This window comes from Streptococcus sanguinis (assembly GCF_008329445.1).
In the GTDB taxonomy this organism is placed as follows: domain Bacteria; phylum Bacillota; class Bacilli; order Lactobacillales; family Streptococcaceae; genus Streptococcus; species Streptococcus sanguinis_O.
Window position 1 is genome coordinate 140,392 of the sequence record NZ_VIBR01000001.1, and the last position, 15,876, is coordinate 156,267.

The 15,876-nt window shown below is 43.2% G+C and carries 18 protein-coding genes; 17 read left to right on the top strand and 1 reads right to left on the bottom strand.

Features of this window, described 5'->3' with window-relative positions; all coding sequences use genetic code 11:
* The first annotated feature begins 4 nt into the window (after positions 1–4).
* The 11 genes from FKX92_RS00725 to FKX92_RS00775 all read left to right on the top strand — a co-directional run bounded on the left by FKX92_RS00725 (position 5) and on the right by FKX92_RS00775 (position 9,803).
* Complete coding sequence (locus FKX92_RS00725) at positions 5–691, top strand: response regulator transcription factor (protein WP_023916543.1); 687 nt, start codon at positions 5–7, stop codon at positions 689–691.
* Positions 675–1,655, top strand: coding sequence for a sensor histidine kinase (locus FKX92_RS00730; protein ID WP_149565222.1), 981 nt, complete (start codon positions 675–677; stop codon positions 1,653–1,655). Before FKX92_RS00725 ends, FKX92_RS00730 begins: the two co-directional genes overlap by 17 nt.
* An 11-nt stretch (positions 1,656–1,666) precedes the next feature.
* A complete protein-coding gene (locus FKX92_RS00735; RefSeq protein WP_187759350.1) occupies positions 1,667–2,047 on the top strand; it encodes a class Ib ribonucleoside-diphosphate reductase assembly flavoprotein NrdI in 381 nt (126 codons plus the stop codon).
* A gap of 147 nt (positions 2,048–2,194) precedes the next feature.
* Positions 2,195–2,950 carry a TraX family protein gene (locus FKX92_RS00740; protein ID WP_149565223.1) on the top strand — a complete coding sequence of 252 codons (756 nt, stop codon included), beginning with the start codon at positions 2,195–2,197 and terminating at the stop codon, positions 2,948–2,950.
* 169 nt (positions 2,951–3,119) lie between these two features.
* Positions 3,120–3,899, top strand: coding sequence for an ABC transporter ATP-binding protein (locus FKX92_RS00745; RefSeq protein ID WP_002899832.1), 780 nt, complete (start codon positions 3,120–3,122; stop codon positions 3,897–3,899).
* Entirely contained in the window at positions 3,880–5,880 is a 2,001-nt protein-coding gene (locus FKX92_RS00750; RefSeq protein ID WP_149565224.1) for an ABC transporter permease, read from the top strand. The genes FKX92_RS00745 and FKX92_RS00750 overlap by 20 nt, the downstream gene beginning before the upstream one ends.
* A 150-nt stretch (positions 5,881–6,030) precedes the next feature.
* Positions 6,031–6,897: an ABC transporter ATP-binding protein gene (locus FKX92_RS00755; protein ID WP_002923689.1), complete on the top strand. Its 867-nt coding sequence runs from the start codon at positions 6,031–6,033 to the stop codon at positions 6,895–6,897.
* Between the two features lies 1 nt (position 6,898).
* Entirely contained in the window at positions 6,899–7,744 is an 846-nt protein-coding gene (locus FKX92_RS00760; protein WP_125341000.1) for an ABC transporter permease, read from the top strand.
* Positions 7,745–7,766: 22 nt separating this feature from the next.
* Positions 7,767–8,222 carry a LytTR family DNA-binding domain-containing protein gene (locus tag FKX92_RS00765; RefSeq protein WP_125340999.1) on the top strand — a complete coding sequence of 152 codons (456 nt, stop codon included), beginning with the start codon at positions 7,767–7,769 and terminating at the stop codon, positions 8,220–8,222.
* A gap of 10 nt (positions 8,223–8,232) precedes the next feature.
* Positions 8,233–8,649, top strand: a complete 417-nt coding sequence (locus FKX92_RS00770) for a DUF3021 domain-containing protein (RefSeq protein WP_125340998.1) — start codon at positions 8,233–8,235, stop codon at positions 8,647–8,649.
* A 167-nt stretch (positions 8,650–8,816) separates the two neighbouring features.
* Positions 8,817–9,803, top strand: a complete 987-nt coding sequence (locus FKX92_RS00775; protein WP_125340997.1) for an IS30 family transposase — start codon at positions 8,817–8,819, stop codon at positions 9,801–9,803.
* Positions 9,804–9,859: 56 nt separating this feature from the next.
* Here FKX92_RS00775 and FKX92_RS00780 read toward each other — a convergent pair whose 3' ends face one another.
* A complete protein-coding gene (locus tag FKX92_RS00780) occupies positions 9,860–10,813 on the bottom strand; it encodes a hypothetical protein (RefSeq protein WP_149565225.1) in 954 nt (317 codons plus the stop codon).
* Positions 10,814–10,920: 107 nt separating this feature from the next.
* Between FKX92_RS00780 and FKX92_RS00785 the strand changes: the two genes are divergently transcribed.
* From FKX92_RS00785 to FKX92_RS00815, 6 genes are all read left to right on the top strand, one after another.
* Positions 10,921–11,532 (top strand): TetR/AcrR family transcriptional regulator, encoded by a 612-nt coding sequence (locus FKX92_RS00785; protein ID WP_149565226.1) that lies wholly within the window; start codon positions 10,921–10,923, stop codon positions 11,530–11,532.
* A 198-nt stretch (positions 11,533–11,730) separates the two neighbouring features.
* Positions 11,731–12,078, top strand: coding sequence for a hypothetical protein (locus tag FKX92_RS00790; protein ID WP_149565227.1), 348 nt, complete (start codon positions 11,731–11,733; stop codon positions 12,076–12,078).
* Positions 12,079–12,435 carry a class Ib ribonucleoside-diphosphate reductase assembly flavoprotein NrdI gene (locus FKX92_RS00795; protein WP_187759351.1) on the top strand — a complete coding sequence of 119 codons (357 nt, stop codon included), beginning with the start codon at positions 12,079–12,081 and terminating at the stop codon, positions 12,433–12,435.
* 33 nt (positions 12,436–12,468) lie between these two features.
* A complete protein-coding gene (locus tag FKX92_RS00800) occupies positions 12,469–12,654 on the top strand; it encodes a hypothetical protein (protein WP_149565229.1) in 186 nt (61 codons plus the stop codon).
* Between the two features lie 299 nt (positions 12,655–12,953).
* On the top strand, positions 12,954–14,807 hold the full coding sequence (locus FKX92_RS00805; RefSeq protein ID WP_187759352.1) for a SpaA isopeptide-forming pilin-related protein: 1,854 nt from the start codon (positions 12,954–12,956) through the stop codon (positions 14,805–14,807).
* Positions 14,808–14,993: 186 nt separating this feature from the next.
* Positions 14,994–15,734: a class I SAM-dependent methyltransferase gene (locus FKX92_RS00815; RefSeq protein ID WP_002920663.1), complete on the top strand. Its 741-nt coding sequence runs from the start codon at positions 14,994–14,996 to the stop codon at positions 15,732–15,734.
* Positions 15,735–15,876: the final 142 nt, after the last annotated feature.

The following is a 15,876-nucleotide window of genomic DNA, read 5'->3' on the forward strand; positions in this document are numbered from 1 at the left end:
AAAGATGCACAAGATTTTACTAGTAGAAGATGATCCAGTCATTCGTCAGATGATTAAGAAAATGCTGGAACAATGGGGCTTTCAGGTAGTGGCAGTTGAGGACTTTATGGATGTGCTGACTGTCTTTGTCCGAGAGGAGCCGCATCTGGTGCTGATGGATATCGGCCTGCCCTTATTTAACGGCTATCACTGGTGTCAGGAAATCCGTAAGATTTCAACGGTGCCCATCATGTTTCTGTCTTCTCGCGATCAGTCCATGGACATTGTCATGGCTATCAATATGGGGGCAGATGACTATGTGACCAAGCCTTTTGACAATAATGTTTTTTTGGCTAAGGTTCAGGGATTGTTGCGCCGTTCCTATGAGTTTGGAAACGACCAGAGTCTCCTGGAGCATCAGGGTGTCATTCTCAATCTCAAGTCGACAGATTTAGTCTTTGATGGGAAAGTGGTGACCTTGACCAAGAACGAATTTCAGATTTTGCGGGTCCTCTTTGAGCACGCAGATGGTATCGTAGCGCGTGATGATCTGATGAAGGAACTCTGGAACAGTGACTTTTTCATCGACGACAATACCCTATCGGTCAATGTGGCTCGCCTGCGTAAGAAGCTTGAAGAGCACGGACTGAAGAATTTCATCGAAACCAAAAAAGGAATAGGATACGGTCTCATCAATGGACATACAGGATAAATTTTTCTTTCTTAAGTCTTACCTTTATTCGCGGAGATTTTTTCTAGCTCTGTTGATTTTGCTGCTAGGCTTTATTCTGCTCTTTGCCTTTGTCTTTGATGCTTACCGCAGTCTGCTGGAATATGTCGCGCTCTTGCTAGCTTTTCTGTCTTTCTTGTTTATCGGAGCAGATGCTTGGACTGCCTTTAAGAGCTATCGCAGCCAGAAGCTGCAAGCCTCTGCTCAGGCTCAGACTCCTCTAGAAAAGCTTTTGCAGGAAAGAGTGGAAGAGTTGGAGTACGAACAGAAGAATCAGCTTTTGGTTGAGCAGGAAAAATACAATGATTTGCTGGATTACTATACTCTGTGGGTTCATCAAGTCAAGACTCCTATTGCAGCCAGCTCACTTTTGATTGGAGACTTGAAGGATAAGGAAGCCAAGTCTCAGTTGGAGCAGGAGCTCTTCAAGATCGAATCCTACGTTCATCTGGTGCTTCAGTACCTCCGTCTGGAAAGCTTCCACGACGATCTAGTGCTGAAGCAGGAAAATCTGGCTGATTTGGTCAGGGAAGTAGTCAAGAAATACGCCCTTTTCTTTATTCAGCAAGGACTCAGTCTCAATCTTCATGATCTAGACCACACGATTGTCACTGATAAAAAGTGGTTTCTAGTGATTTTGGAGCAGATCCTGTCCAATAGTCTTAAATACACAAAAGAAGGCAGCATAGAGATTTATTTTCACGAGGGCAGCCTCTATATTAAGGACACGGGTTTGGGGATTCAAAATGCTGATTTGCTACGGGTTTTTGAGCGCGGTTTCTCAGGCTACAATGGTCGTCTGACCCAGCAGTCGTCAGGATTAGGGCTCTATCTATCCAAGAAAATTGCTGACCAGCTGGGACATAAGATTGCTATAGACTCTCAAGTTGGTCAGGGAACGACGGTTTCCATCGCCTTTCCTGAGAAGAAATTGATCTTTGAGTAGGAGGAAGAAAGTTGCTAGTAGTGGTTTATGATAGTCTGACTGGTTTGGGCAAGAAGTTTGCTAATAGTCTGGGACTGCCTAGCCAGTCAGTCTGGAAAAAGCTGGAGGGACCCTGTGTTTTAGTCAGCAGAAATAGCGGAGCAGGGCAGATTCCGTGGACAACCAAGCGCTTCATCAGAAAGTACAGACATCTAATCAAAGGCTTTGTCATCAATGGCAATCAGAAGCGTTATCCGCGGACCTTTTGCGGGGCGACGGATAAGATTGTGGAGCAATATGATCTTCGCCATATTCGTAACATAGAGGGCTCTGGAACGGAAGCAGACCGACAAGCGGTCAAATACTTTTTAGAACAGTTGCAGACAGATGAAAATTCTCATAAAAGTCACTAGGTTTTGTCCTATTTTTACGAATGTCCCTGCAGATTTTTAAAAGTGACAAAATTGTAAGAATAAAACTAGCAAATGAAAGGTTAGGTTATGGTACTGACCTTTCTTTTTTATTATCATAGAGTCAAGAAATAAGAAGGAGACAGAAAAATGAAATCAAAAGGTATAAATGCTTTTCAGTTGAAGCTCTTCATGGCGTTTCTTATGGTTTTTGACCATATCAGCCAGATACCAGGGCTAGTGCCGGACGGCTGGGATGGCGTCTTGCATGCCCTAACCCGCTGTGTCGGAGTAGCATTTGCCTTCATGGCAGTTGAAGGCTTTCTCCACACTCACAACCGCCTGGCTTACAATATGCGGCTCTTCTTTTGGGCAGCCCTGATGCAGACAGGAAACTGTATCCTGACGCTTCTCTTTCAGGAGAAGGGCATCTACCTCACTCACAATATCTTCCTGACCTTGGCCTGCGGGGTTCTCATGCTGAGTCTTTTCTTTGGCTTTTCTGACAATGGCGGAGCTGCTAAGGGTAGGAAGCCTGGTTTGCGGATAGCGGCAGGAGTATTAGTCTTGCTGGTTGGGCTTCTCTTTAGCGAAGGCGGCATGGCTCTGCTTCCTTTCATGCTCTTGACCTACCTTTTTAGAAACCAAGTCTTTTTCAGAAACTTGTCCTATGTAGTTTGGGCGGGAGTTCTCTTTGCCATGAGTATTCAAATTTATCCAACCTTGCAGGACACGCTATCGATGTTGCTCTATAATTCAGACTGGCTCTTTATCAGTGTTCTTCCTCTCTTGCACTTCTACAATGGTGAGCGAGGATCCAGCAGCAAGTGGAGCAAATATTTCTTCTATATTTTCTATCCAGCCCACCTTTGGCTAATTGCCTTGATTGCTTTTTGGGTAAAATAAAGCCCATCTCATCTTACAAAAGTGTAAGATTGCACTTTAAAATGTAAGCTTAGGTTATGGCAGGGCGGTTGGTATTGAGATAAAATAGACTTATCAATTAGGAGGCAGTTCATAAATACTGCTAAAAGCAGGGCTTTGATAGGTGCCTGCTAGACAGAAAGGAAGCAAGATGACATTATTAGATGTACAACATGTGAAAAAAATTTATAAAACCCGCTTTCAGGGCAGTCAAGTAGAGGCACTGAAGGACATTCACTTTACAGTAGAAAAAGGCGAATATGTCGCCATCATGGGGGAGTCAGGCTCCGGGAAATCCACCCTGCTCAACATCCTAGCCATGCTGGACAAGCCAACAGAGGGCCGCGTCTTTCTCAATGGAACAGACACAGCAACCATCAAAAACAGCCAGGCTTCCAGCTTCCGCCGGGAGAAATTAGGTTTTGTCTTTCAGGATTTCAATCTGCTGGATACTCTGTCGGTCAAGGATAATATTCTCCTGCCGCTAGTCCTCTCTCGCCGTCCCATTACCGAGATGATGCAAAAGCTGGTTACAACCTGCAACGAGCTAGGGATTAACAAGCTGCAAGAGAAGTTTCCTTATGAGATTTCCGGTGGTCAAAAGCAGCGGGTAGCAGTGGCTCGGGCCATCATCACAGACCCTGAGATTCTGCTTGCGGATGAGCCGACGGGAGCCTTGGATTCCAAGTCTTCGGCAGCCCTGCTAGATGTTTTTGACGACATTAATGCCCGCGGTCAAACCATTCTCATGGTAACCCACTCAACGGCAGCGGCTAGCCGCGCCAAGCGGGTGCTCTTTATCAAGGATGGGATTCTATACAACCAAATCTTCCGTGGCGACAAGACCGAGCGGCAGATGTTCCAAGAGATTTCCGATACTCTGACAGTTATGGCAAGTGAGGTGGGCAATTATGTTCAAACTAACGAGTAAACTGGCTTTGTCCAATCTGGTTAAAAATCGCAGTTTGTATTATCCATTTGCTTTGGCGACGGTACTTGCAACAGCGATTTTGTATAGTTTTGTCTCACTGGCTCATAGCCCCAACATGGAGACCTCTTATGGTGGTACAGCAGCTCGCATGACCTTGCAGTTTGGTATCCATGTCATTCAGATTGCCGTCCTTATCCTCATTACCTATGCTAATAGCTTCGTCATGAAAAACCGCTCCCGAGAGTTGGGAGTCTATAGTCTGCTGGGCATGGAGAAAAAGCATCTGCTAGTCATGACCTTCTTTGAACTCTGTGTCTTTTATCTGGTTACAGTCGGTCTGGGTATCTTGTCTGGCCTAGCTTTAGATAAGATGCTCTACGCAGTCCTTTTGAAATTGATGGGAATGCCGGCAGTTCTTGCCTCGACCTTCCAATGGAAGAACGTTGGGATGACTCTAGCTAGTCTGGGTGTCGCTTTTGCGGTGATTTTGTTGCTCAACTCTACCCGACTTCTACGCTATAGCTCTCTTAATCTAATGAAAGAAAAGAAAGCAGGCGAGAAGAAGGGACGCTTCCTCTTTCTGCAAACCTTGCTGGGGCTCCTGCTCATGGGTGTGGCTTATTATATGGCTTTGACCGTTACCAAGCCTGTCGCTGCTATCGGCAATTTCTTTATAGCTGTGGTCATGGTTATCCTAGCAACCTATCTGCTTTTTAATGCAGGTTCAATTACACTATTGAAATTTCTCAAAAAGCGTAAAGGCTACTACTATAAAACGCAGAATTTCATTTCTGTTTCCAATCTCATCTCGCGGATGCGTAAAAATGCAGCAGGATTGGCAACTATCTCCATTCTATCTACCATGCTCCTTGTGACTCTGGTTGGTACAATCAATATCTATGTTGGAGGTCAGGATTATATTACTACCTTACATCCAAAGGATTACAATGTCAGCGTCGTCTTGCCGAAATCGACCGATCAGAAGGAAGCTCTGTTGGACAAGGTTCAGCAAGTAGCTCAGGACTCAGGTCTGAAGAAGCCAAGCTATACTACCTATCTCTACCAATCAGCCTTCATTACGAAACTGGCTGGTAATGATGTGACAGTTCCAATGCAAAGAGAGCTGGAGTCGGATACAAGTATCTTGACCAAGTCTGCTGGCACGATTACAGTCATCAATCGCCAGGATTATGAAAAAATGACAGGGGAAAAGATAGACCTGGCAGATGATGAAACTCTTGTCTATGGAAAAAATATTTCCTTGAATAAGGATAAGCCTTTCCGAGTGAATGGTAAGGACTGGAAGATTAAGCAGCTTTTATCGTCGAATTTCACGCATGGGGAAATCCCTAATCCAAACGATGTGACCATGGAACAGGGTCTCTATATGGTGGTCAATGATAGCAAAGAGGTTAATCTCGATGTGGATCATTACTACTACATTGGAGTTGCTTCAGAGACTAAGGGCAGTAAAAAGTTTGTCGAGCAAGTCCAACTGGGGTTGAGGGACACTTTGGATCAGGAACAAGCTCAAGATGGTAGCTTCGCAATGGCTAGTGACCGTTATAGTGCAGAAAAAAGCTATCAAGAACTTACTGGAACTTTGCTCTTCATCGGTGTCTTCCTATCAGTTATCTTCCTTCTGGGAGCTGTTCTCGTGATTTACTATAAGCAAATCTCTGAAGGATATGAAGACCGAGATGGCTTTATCATCTTGCAAAAAGTTGGTTTAGATGAAAAGCAGACTAGAAGTACCATTCGTAAGCAGATTTTGACTGTTTTCTTCCTACCTCTCATCTTTGCTTTTCTACATGTAGCAGCGGTCTTTCATATGTTGCGCTTGATTGTTGCTCTATTGGGTGTGACCAATCTTCCTCTCTTAATCCAGACAACACTAGCAACTTGCGGAGTCTTCCTCCTGACCTATATTCTGGTCTTTCTGCTGACTTCACGCAGCTACCGCAAGATTGTCGCCCGCTAAGAGCAAATCCCTGACCTCTGGTCGGGGATTTTTTGGTGGCTGGATTTTTACCACTCATCTTCTTGATTTTACCGCTTGTCCAAAAAGCTGAGATTTTTCAAAAAAGACTTGCTATCATAGTCTCAGAAGTTAAGGACAGGAGAAAAAATCATGTTAGTAGAAACGAAAAATCTAAGCAAGGTTTATGGCGATAAGGTGGCAGTCAATGGTCTCGATATTCAGATTGAGAGAGGCAGTTTCACAGCTATTTTAGGACCGAATGGCGCTGGAAAATCCACGACCATTCAGATGTTGATTGGTCTCTTGCAGCCGACATCCGGGCAGATTTGCTATGCTGAAAAGCCTAGTCTGGGTGTGGTTTTCCAAAACAGTGTATTGGACGCCCGGCTGACAGTTTTGGAAAATCTGACCATCAGAGCCAAGCAGTACAAGGAGATGCCGGCAGGTAGAATCGAGCGCTTGGTGTCTCAGCTGGGGTTATCAGCCTTTGCCAAGCAGCCTTATGGCACGCTGTCTGGTGGCCAGAAGCGTCGGGTGGACATTGCGCGAGCCCTGCTCAATAGTCCCGACCTGCTCTTTCTGGATGAGCCTACGACAGGCCTGGACATTCAGACTCGGGAGAGTATTTGGAGTTTGCTCAAGCAAATTCAGAAAGAAGAGCAGATGACCATTGTCTTGACAACCCACTATCTCAATGAAGCTGATGATGCGGATCAGATTTATATCGTAGATCATGGTCAGGTCATTGCCCAAGGCTCTGCAGACCAGATTAAGGGAAACTACGCCCGCAATGTCTTACGGATTTTGAGTCAAGATGTAGCAGGTTTAGAGAAAAGTTTGCCAAGAGACTGTGCTTGGGAGCAAGTCAAGGAAGGGGAATTTATTCTCCACCCTAAAACGACTCAAGAAGCACTGACCTTATTGGCTCAGGCAGCTCCCTATATTGAACAATTTGAATTCCAACCCGGAACCATGGACGATGCTTTTATGGCACTGACAGGAAGAGAGGTACGCTAATATGCTCGCTTTGATTAAACGCAATTTTTTACTTTATTTTCGCAACCGCAGTGGGGTAATTTTGTCCCTCTTCGGAGCCATTATTCCCTTTGTGCTTTATATCGTTTTTTTGAAAAGTAATTCTGAAGGCTATTCCAGCCAGCTGATGGACTTGTGGCTGATTGGTGGCGTGTTGGCAGTTACAGGATTAACGACCACATTGGCAGCTTTCTCACGGCAGGTCGAAGACCGGGAGCGTAAGGTGACAGACGACCTCTTTATCACGGACTTGGGCCCCTGGGGCTTGCAGCTTAGTTATCTTGTCAGCTCTGTTATTATCGGCTTTTTGATGCAGGTCATTATGTTTGCCTTTATGCTCAGCTATTTTATGCAGGCGGATAAAATTTCCTTTGAATGGAGAAATCTTTCTTACCTGGTGTTTCTGATGATCTTGAACAGTCTCTTGGCCACACTGATAAATGCTCTGATTGTTCAACGCTTCAAATCAGTGGATAGTCTGGGGAAATTAGCGACAGTAGTCGGAGCGACCTCTGGTTTTCTAGTGGGAACCTATATCCCTATTGGAAACTTGCCGAACATGGCACAAAACCTGATGAAGCTTACGCCTTCTAACTACATGGCATCTCTTTTCAGACAGCTTCTCATGAAGGAAAATCTAGCAGACACTTTTGCCAATAACAGCCAGTCACGAGTAGCTTTTGAAAAAACAATGGGAATTCGCATTGAATGGCAGGAGCTCTTGACAAGGACAGAAACTTTCTATATAGTTGGAATAGTTTTAGTTGCAATAGCGCTTATTTGGATGGTGCAAAATATGATTGCCATCCGCCGGCTGAAACTACAATAGAATGTGAATAGGGAGCTTCCTCTTGCAAGCAAAATTTGAAACAGATCCAACCATTTCATCTCAGGATCCGCTGGTTGTGGTCAAGGCAGACCAGCTAGCGGCTGAAGCCAAGGCTATCTTAGATTATTTAGAGCAGTACAAGGCTGGGCCAAGTGGTGTCCTGCCTATCAAGTCGGACGATAAGCTTATCATGCTGAAGACTGAAGATATTATCCTAGCAGACATCAACCAGACAACTTTGATGATTTACAGCAGAGAAGGCATTTACCAGACGACAGAGACCTTGACTCGCTTTCAGCAGCGGATTAGCAGCTCGAACTTTATCCAGGTTTCCCGGCATGCTGTCATCAATATTGACCATCTGGAGTCTTTGTCTGACAGTTTTTCTGGCAATATGACGGCCAAGCTGACCAATCAAATCAAGACCGAAGTCAGCCGTCGCTATGTTAAACTCTTAATGGAATATCTGGGAATCTAGGAGGTAAGTGATGAGTATAAAAAAATGTCTACACGCTATATTAAAGGGCATCCAGACAGGGAGTGCAGTCTATCTGATTGTCCTTGCTCTCTCTATTCAAAAAAATCCGCCCACAACAAGTAATATCGTCAGTGTCATGGTGATGAGCGGCTTGATTGGGATTATCAACTCAATTTTAAAAACTCTTGAAGACCGCTTCTCTTTTTCAGTCTCGGTTTTACTTCACTTTGTTGCGGTCGCAGTCTTGGTATGCTGCTTCATGGCCTACAATAACTGGGGATTTTTAATTGCCAACTGGCATTTCTGGCTGGATTTTATTCTGATTTATCTCTTTTTATGGCTCTTTCATTACTTGGATACAAATCTTAAGACCAAGAAGATTAACAGCGCCCTGGCTAAGCGCAGAAAGGAAAAAGAAGGCAAGTAATTTGCTGAAAAACGTTCTGACAAGCCTATCATAAAAATAAATGGAGCTGGATCGTATTCTGCTCCTGTCTTTTTGTATCTTGAACATACAATATAAGTGTACAATAAAAACTCATAAGATTTTCTAGTAAAATAGAATTGAACGAACTAGTTACGAAAGGAAATCTTATGAGCTACCATCATTTTACCATAGACGAGCGTGAAAGTATTCTCATTTACCGTACGCAAGGCCTAAATTTTTCTCAAATTGGTAAGTTACTTCATCGTCATCCGTCTAGTATTAGTCGCGAGTGGAAACGACATCTAAGAGAAGGAAACTATTCTCCAAGTCATGCGCAGGAATCTTACTATATTGCTAAATCACACTGTGGGCGGAAACGGATACTTGAAATAGATCACAATTTAAGCAATACTGTCAAACATCTATTTCTCGAGTATCAATGGTCTCCTGAAGAAATAGAAGGTCGGTTGAGATTAGAGTTTGGAAAAGCTGTTATTAGTTATCAAACAATTTATAGGGCCATTTATAGAGGACATTTTGATGATAACTCACTATCTCATGGTGCTCGTGGTGTCATTCGCAAGCTCCGCCATCGTGGAAAAACGCGTCATACAAAAGGTTATGTCGAAAATAGAGGGAAAATCTCTATTTCTCATACGATTCACGAAAGACCAGAAGACGCTAATAACCGAACTAGGATAGGAGATTGGGAAGCCGATACTGTTGCAGGGAAAACTGGAAAAGCTTGTTTAGTGACTCTAACTGACCGATATTCTCGTTTTCTAAAAATACAGAAGGTAGCTGTTAAGAAAAGCAAGTTGGTGATAGAAGCTATGGTAAAAATGTTAGAACCCTTGACCAAGCATACTGTGACTCCTGATAGAGGGAAAGAGTTTACCTATCACCAGGAATTGAGTGATCAATTAAAAATTGAAGTCTATTTTCCTGACCCTCATGCTCCATGGCAACGAGGGACTAATGAGAATACGAATGGACTACTAAGAGAATATTTTCCAAAAGGTAGTGATCTAACATTGGTTGATGATAAGACTATTCAATTGTGGGAGAACAAACTTAATAATAGACCTCGAAAATGTCTTAACTGGAAAACACCTTATGAAGTTTTCTATGAAGAAAATGTGCACTTATTTTGACAATTCAAGATCTAAAAAACTCAAGCTAGATTTTCTAGCTTGAGTTTTATGTGCTATTACACTCCCAATCTGATATGAGGGAAGTGGTTGTAGAGGTAGTCAAAGGTTGACTGGAGTTTGGTGTCTGTTGTTTTACCAATATTCTTAAAAGGCATTTGGTATTTCTTTTGATTGTTTCGAATAGCAACTAAGGTTGAGTTTCTGTTTGAAGCAACGAAGCCGCGCTGCATGGTCAGAATGTGGTGGTAGAGATGGACGACCTGTTTGAGATCAATTGCCTTGAAACCTCGATAGTAGGTGATGAGATGGTCTTTATAGACAGCAATTTTCAGCACATCGTCGTGGAAAGAAGCTTGCTCAAGCAGGATATTGAGATTGTCCTTGGCCTCTGGATAGGCTGCATAGATTTCTTCGTAGGCAGCGATATTTTTCTTGCGGCCGATAATTCCAATAACGACAAAGAAAACACAGAGTCCAATCAAAAACAGAATGTAGAACATGAATGCAAGATTGTCAGATTCAAATTCAGTGATAGAGATATAGGAGCTGCTTGACATTACTGTGATGACTTCGGGATTGTCTGCTAGGAGACCGCGAACGAGGCTGCCATAATTAGAGATATATCCCTGATTTTTTTTAGGGGAGTTAGCATTAACGTAGGAGCCAACGATTCGGACAGGATTTTTTTCCAGCTCACCCTTTTTCTCTTTTTCCAAGAGCTGGGCAATCTGTTTGTCTCCCTTTTTAGCCTGAAGACCAACATATCCGTCTTGGTAAGCAACCAGCCAAACTTGAGTATTATCTTCTACTTCAATCAGGGCCTCTGGGAAAATATATGACACTTCAGCATAGACTGCTGAATCTGCTCCAGACTCGCTATTTCGGTCATAGGCAGTCTTGGTGTTGACTTTTTGGTATTGGATAAAGCCCATCACTGCAGCAACAATTAGAAAAATAAGAGAAATTACCAGTAGGGGGATGGTACCCTGGTTTCGCCTTTCCTTGAGCATAGCTCAACCTCCAAAATATAATCTAAAAAAATAATTTGATTAGCAAACTATCTTTTTTTGTATAGTATAACATAAATGCTTGACAAGTGGCAAGATTGTGTTAAAATATGAATGAACATAAAAATAAATTCATTCACAAAAGAGGCGTGGAAATGGATAAAAAAAATGAGCTCCTGGCTGCGGCTAGAGAAGTCTTTGCAGAAAAAGGCTATAAGGCAGCTGGAATTTCTGATATTGCTAAGAGAAGCCAGATGGCTGTCGGATCCTTTTACAAGTATTATGAGTCCAAGGAAGCCATCTTCTTGGAGGTTTATATTGCTGAAAATAGCCGTATACGTGAGGAAACCATGCGACGTGTGGACTGGCAGGGAGAGCCCGAGGCAATCGTTGAACAACTTTTTGCAGTTACTTTTGAGTTGATTTCACCCAATAAAATTCTGGCTGAGTGGAACAAGCCAAGCATTTCTCAGATTCTGCATGATTACTATAATCAGGATTCCGGCCGAGCGTCCAATGCCTTTCATCAGTTTCTGATTCAGACCTTCAGTCAGCGCTTGCAGGAAGAGGGCTTTTCGAAGGAGAAAATAGCTGAGATCATGAAGGTTTATGACCTGATTTACTACATAGACATGCATGTCACAGAGCAGGAATTTTCAGGCTACTTCGATAGTCTTGAGACTTTAGTGAAATATTTTGTTAAGGGAATTTTTCCCAAATAGAGGAAATTCCTTTTCTTAGAAGCTAAAATGAATGAATTTATAAAATTATTCATTCACAAAGAAGGAGGTGGTGTCTTATGTAGTGCGAATAGGAATGGGAAGAATCGTGATTGGATAAGTATAAAGTAAATTATTTTTTAGAAGGTTTTGAATGAATGATAGGAATGGTTCATTCAAAAATGGAAAGTGAGGAAAAGAATGAATAAGCAAGGAGGATTTGCCATGAGCGGATTGGCTATTTTTGGTATCTGTCTGGTGCTGATTGGTCTTTTGACCATTGGCTACGGCGGTGTGACAGTTGGTTTTAGTTTGAGTGTGGATTTTCAGTCATTTTTAGTCGGAGGTCTCATTGTGGTCCTAATCGGAGCAGCTTTGATTCCGGGCTTGCCGGCAGTTGCTAAGCTGACGGCACTGGCTTTGACAACTTTAGCATTGCTGATGTACATTCACATGATGCCAGATTTGGAGTTCATGCTTATGCTCATCTCAGATGTCGTGGTTTTAGGCTTTGCGGCTTGGTTTGCTATCCTTTTTTTAAGAAAATAGGTGATGAAGATGATTGTAGTTTATGATTCAAATACTGGTATTGGTAAACGATTTGCAGAATCACTGGGTTATCCGACCCAGACCATCAAGGAGAAGCTGGAAGAGCCCTGTATTCTCATTACTCGAAATGCTGGTGCTGGGAAAATTCCTTGGTCTACCAAACGCTTTATCAAGAAACATCCTGGGCTGATTAAAGGTTTTGTTAACAATGGTGACTCTGTTAAACACGGCCGGACCTTCTGCGGGGCGACGGCTTTGATTATCGAAAAATATGGGCTCCAGCATATCTGCGATATTGACCAAGGTGGTAGTCCAGAAGATGTCAAGACTGTGCAGGCATTTTTAGCGGAGTGCTAGTCTCATCAAGTTTCACATAAATGGAGGACTCGTATGCCTAGGTTCAAGAAAATTGGGAGCTTGTTTATAGTTCTGATTTCTGTCTTTATCCTAACGGCCTGCGGACATGCACAGAAAGAGCCCGACACTTCAGATAAGACGGAAAGAAATTCTTCCAAACAAGAAGAAACAGATCAGAATCAAGTAGATGCAACTTCCAGTGCGTCACAGAAAGATTGACCTTTTTGCCAAAATAGAAGAGCTTAAGTTGTTCAATGATTTCAGCTTATCTGTTCATTATTTGGCCTGTTTTGCCTACCATAAAGGAGAGAGAAGGCTTAGCGTCTTCTTTCTCCTTTTTATGATAAAACCCTCTGAGCATTCCTATAGTTTTTTAATAGTCAATATGGTACAATGAATTAGTATTGTCTTTCCAGTGTTTGTCAAAAAGGCAGAAAAACATGAAAAGAACGTGTTCGACTGGCTGGCCAATACGCTGTACTTTTAAACAAATTTTACTTGTGAGAAAGGAAGATTGCATGAATAAAAAACTGAGAGTATGGTTTCAGCTCATCATTCTCTGTCTAGGCGTGTTCCTGCCTTTCCTAGCCGGAACCCTTAAGGCTCATGCGGCGGAGCTCAATGATGTCATCACTGAGATGCACCTGACCACTAACTCTGGTGAGCAGCTGACCAATGGTGTAGATATCTGGCAGACCTTCCGAGTCTATGCTAAGTTTGCCCTGCCGGACAACCAAGCCCATGCGGGTGATACGACAGTGATTCATTTGCCGAATGAATTTACCTTTGGGAATTCCTCAGCTATTGAGCTCAAGGATGAAAACGGAGCCCTGGTGGCTAATGGAGTCTTGGATAGCAATGCCAAGACAATCACGCTGACATACACTGACTATGTGGAGCAGAAGTCCAGTGTCAGAGGCGAGTTTTTCTTCTATTCGCGGATTGACCACGAAGTTGTCACAGAGGAAAGGGATATTCCAGCTACTTTCACGGTAGGCAATAATAGAATTCCAGCCGGCAGCATTCACTATAATGGACCTCCGAAAAAGTATGAGTCTCTGCTAGAAAAGAGTGCTTTTCAGTGGGATGCCGATGCTAAGAATGAAATCCGCTACAATGTAGCCATTAACCGTAACATGGGCAACTACAAAAATGTCTCTGTGACGGACAAGCTGGGTAATACAAACGCTAAGATTGTTCAAGACTCTGTACGAGTTTATAAGGTTTCTTGGCGCTGGAATAATGGTGATTGGGCACGTGATTCGACTGAAGACGTAACAGCAGACTTCCAGTCTAAAATGACCTTTGGAGCTGAAGGTGATAGCTTGACAATCAACTTCGGTGACGTAGAAGGTTTCGGTTACCTGCTTGAGTACAAGACATTGGCTGATTATGATTTGGCTGATGGAGAGGTTGTAGGAAATAAAGCTACCATGAACTACAACAATACCGAGACAGTGTCTGTCACCAACGAGTACTCTTATCAGATTGCTGGCGGAAAGTCCGAAGGCTATAACTTCAAGGTTAAGGTCCACAAGACAGATGAGTCTAATGCTTCTCTGAGCGGTGCAGTCTTTGAAGTGGTGCGGAAAGCGACCAATAAGGTTGTTGGTACAATCACGACAGATGCGGATGGAAATGCGGAAGTTGGTAATCTTCTGCGTGACACTTATATCCTGCGTGAAACGACTGCTCCAGCTGGTTACGATCGCCTGACAGAGGATATTACCATCAGTCCGACGGATTTTGGTAAGACTTTGAACGTAGGAAGTCCAGCATCTGGAGATTCTGGAGACAGCAGATTGGTTGCAGTCAATGTAGTCAATAAGCAAACGCAGACTCCAACGGAAAAACAGGTTACTTTCAGTAAGGTCAATCTAGCTGGTGAGGAAATTGCCGGTGCTCAGATTCAGATTTTCAAGGGACGGGAAAGCAAGGACAGCCCTGTCGCATCTTGGACTTCAGAAGCTGACAAATCTAAGGAAATTAACCTAGAGCCGGGTGTTTACACCTTCCATGAGGAAGTGGCTCCGACAGGTTATCTGGCTGTGACAGATATTATCTTCCAAGTCAATGATGATGGCTCAGTAACGGTCCTAGATGCCAATGGCAATGCAGTGGAGTATACAGATGGTAAGTTGTTCATCACTGACCAAGCTGCACCAGCTGAACCTGGTACCCCTGATAAAGCAGTTCAAGGTGGTATTAAGCCAAATCAATCATCTGATTCTGATAAAGCAGCAGACGGTCAAGGGAAAACTAAAAAAGTTCTCCCTGCGACAGGAACTAGCCAAAGTTTTGGACTGGTTCTTGGTGGTCTGGTGGTTCTAACCCTTTTAGGACTTTACCATAAGACTCGACTGAGCAAATAAACAAAGAGAGGATAAGGCAGAATGCTTTATCTTCTTTTGTTTGCACATTTTTGGTCTAGCTTTATTGCAGCTTACTGAGCAATTTCTTCCAGTTACTCATGCTGGGCAGTCACTTACGGAAAAACCCTTGTTTTTGGCTCAGAATCCTCTATAATAAATGGCAAATAGAAAAAGGAGACAGAAGATATGACAGATACAAAAATACAAGAGAAGCTGAAGCCAGGTTTGAAGTTAGCGGATTTTCAAAAAGATGGAGACATCTATCTGGCGCTGAATCCGGACTATGTCTCAGGGGACAATGCCAAGTATATGACCATGTACAATCGCTTGGCTCGCTGGTATGATTTTGGTGAAAAATGGATAGGGCCACTTCTCCATGGCAAGGCAATTGACAAGCTGAGAAAGGACCAGATGGCAGAAATAGAATGGAAGGATCATCTATCCGTCCTTTATGTCTCTATCGGGACGGGTCAAGACCTGCGCTACATTCCTGAAAATATTGACCTGAAAAGCCTAGACTTTGTTGGGGCAGATATTTCTATAGGCATGCTAAAAAAATGCCAGAAATCCTGCGCCAAGAAGACCAATCTGAAGCTCTTTCATGCTTGTGCAGAGGACCTGCCCTTTGCGGATAATAGCTTTGACATCGTCTATCATATCGGCGGAATTAATTTCTTCAGCGATAAGGCCAAGGCCATGCAGGAAATGCTGCGAGTGGCTAAGCCAGGAACTAAGATTATGATCTCAGACGAGACGGCAGACTATGTGGACAAGCAATATAAGAAGAACCACTTCAGCAAGAACTATTTTAAGGACGCTACTGTTGATTTAGGAGAAATTGAGGCCGCTATACCGACAGGAGTCAAAGAGAAGGAGTTGAAACTCCTCTGGGACGGAAAATTTTATGTCCTGACGTTTAGGAAATAAATCAGAAGAACTGGACTTTGTTTCCGGTTTTTCTGCGTTATTGAGGACATTGATTGTCAGACGTAATTGACCCTAACAATAGTGGTTTGATTTGCGAATGAACCATATAAATCGTCCACCTCTTCTAAATGACAAAAAGGTA

Bases quoted from the DNA above. Each gene is read 5' to 3' on its own strand.
- FKX92_RS00725 (WP_023916543.1), top strand. From the start codon at position 5: ATGCACAAGATTTTACTAGTAGAAGATGATCCAGTCATTCGTCAGATG.
- FKX92_RS00730 (WP_149565222.1), top strand. From the start codon at position 675: ATGGACATACAGGATAAATTTTTCTTTCTTAAGTCTTACCTTTATTCG.
- FKX92_RS00740 (WP_149565223.1), top strand. From the start codon at position 2,195: ATGAAATCAAAAGGTATAAATGCTTTTCAGTTGAAGCTCTTCATGGCG.
- FKX92_RS00745 (WP_002899832.1), top strand. From the start codon at position 3,120: ATGACATTATTAGATGTACAACATGTGAAAAAAATTTATAAAACCCGC.
- FKX92_RS00750 (WP_149565224.1), top strand. From the start codon at position 3,880: ATGTTCAAACTAACGAGTAAACTGGCTTTGTCCAATCTGGTTAAAAAT.
- FKX92_RS00755 (WP_002923689.1), top strand. From the start codon at position 6,031: ATGTTAGTAGAAACGAAAAATCTAAGCAAGGTTTATGGCGATAAGGTG.
- FKX92_RS00760 (WP_125341000.1), top strand. From the start codon at position 6,899: ATGCTCGCTTTGATTAAACGCAATTTTTTACTTTATTTTCGCAACCGC.
- FKX92_RS00770 (WP_125340998.1), top strand. From the start codon at position 8,233: ATGAGTATAAAAAAATGTCTACACGCTATATTAAAGGGCATCCAGACA.
- FKX92_RS00775 (WP_125340997.1), top strand. From the start codon at position 8,817: ATGAGCTACCATCATTTTACCATAGACGAGCGTGAAAGTATTCTCATT.
- FKX92_RS00780 (WP_149565225.1), bottom strand. From the start codon at position 10,813: ATGCTCAAGGAAAGGCGAAACCAGGGTACCATCCCCCTACTGGTAATT.
- FKX92_RS00785 (WP_149565226.1), top strand. From the start codon at position 10,921: ATGAATGAACATAAAAATAAATTCATTCACAAAAGAGGCGTGGAAATG.
- FKX92_RS00790 (WP_149565227.1), top strand. From the start codon at position 11,731: ATGAATAAGCAAGGAGGATTTGCCATGAGCGGATTGGCTATTTTTGGT.
- FKX92_RS00800 (WP_149565229.1), top strand. From the start codon at position 12,469: ATGCCTAGGTTCAAGAAAATTGGGAGCTTGTTTATAGTTCTGATTTCT.
- FKX92_RS00805 (WP_187759352.1), top strand. From the start codon at position 12,954: ATGAATAAAAAACTGAGAGTATGGTTTCAGCTCATCATTCTCTGTCTA.
- FKX92_RS00815 (WP_002920663.1), top strand. From the start codon at position 14,994: ATGACAGATACAAAAATACAAGAGAAGCTGAAGCCAGGTTTGAAGTTA.